Annotated in this window: 1 protein-coding gene; it reads right to left on the bottom strand. The window is 62.1% G+C overall.

From position 1 onward, the window contains the following. Positions 1–1486, bottom strand: a 1486-nt coding sequence (locus LUZ64_RS36610; RefSeq protein ID WP_232399071.1) for a glycosyltransferase family 2 protein, incomplete at both ends; no start/stop codon positions are given.

The raw sequence follows: 1486 nt of genomic DNA, 5'->3' as shown, positions 1-1486 counted from the left end.
CCCACACCCCCATCGGTCCCAGCGCCGTCACCAACGCCAGCACCGCCCACACCCGCATCGCCGGATACGCATGCCCCCACACCACCGACGCCACCAAACACAACCCGAACACACCCGCCCACCCCAAATGCGTCCGAAAAGTCCCCACACAATCCGGCGACGCCGAATCCCCCTTCGGCGTCACCACAAAACCCGAACGCCGCCGCAACAACGCCTGCCCCAACGCCCGCGCATACAACGGCGCCGACACCGCCGACATCACCATCCCCGCCACCCCCGACGAACCCACCGGCTCATGCGGACTCACATTATGACGACGATTCACCACATACAACGCCACCTGCAACGCCGCCGCATCCCCATACAACATCAACCACACCTCCGACGGCACACTCACCCCCGCCGCACCACACCCCAAAAACAACACACACGACACCCCACCCAACACCCACGTCAAACCCGCAACCGGATAAAACGCCACCAACAACGAATAATTCCACAACCTCCCCGGCGACAACGACCACACCACCCGACCAAACTGACACAACAACGTCTCAAACGTCCCCCGCGACCACCGCAACTGCTGCGAAAAGAAATCCGTCCACGACGACGGCCCCTCCCCCACCGCCAACACATCCGGCGTATACACCGACCGCCACCGCCCACCCGTCAACGGATTCCGCCGCCGATGCACCTCCAACCCCGTCGCCATATCCTCCGTAATCGAATCAAAAAACCCACCGATCTGCCGCAACACCCCCACCCGCACACAATTCGACGTCCCCACAAACATCGGCGCCCCATACCGATTCCCCGCCCGCTGCACCAACGCATGAAACAAAAACTGCTGACTCTCCGCCCCCTTCGTCACCCGCGACACATAATTCCCATACACCTGCGGCCCCACCACAAACGCCACATCCGGATCCCGAAAATACCCCAGCATCCGCTCCAAAAAATTCGGCAACGGCACATGATCCGTATCCACACACGCCAAAAAATCATAACCATCACCATGCGCATCCAACCACGCATTGTAATTACCATGCTTCGTCCGCGCCCGAAAACGACCCGACGGACGATTCCACCGCGCCACCCCCTTCCGCGAAAAATGCCGCACCCCCAACCGCGCACACAACGCCCGCGCCCCCGGATCATCACCCTCATCCAGCAACCACACATCCACCACCCCCTCATACCGCACCCCCACCGCCCCCTCCAACGTCGCCGCCACCATCCCCAACGGCTCCTTCCCCGGCACAAAACTCGTACAAAAAGCCACCCGACCCCCCGGCTGCGCCCGCACCGGCACCGGATCACACGCCACCCACGACGCATGAGCCACCGACACCACATTCACCACCCGAAAAACCTCAACCAACCCCACCGACAACAACATCAACCCATCCACACACCCCCACCACCCACCCCGCACCACCCAATGCACCGGCCACAACAACCACACCAACAACCCCACCGACACCAA

It is taken from the genome of Streptomyces albireticuli (assembly GCF_021228125.1).
Classification (GTDB): domain Bacteria; phylum Actinomycetota; class Actinomycetes; order Streptomycetales; family Streptomycetaceae; genus Streptomyces; species Streptomyces albireticuli.
This window is presented reverse-complemented; position numbering and strand designations above follow the sequence as displayed.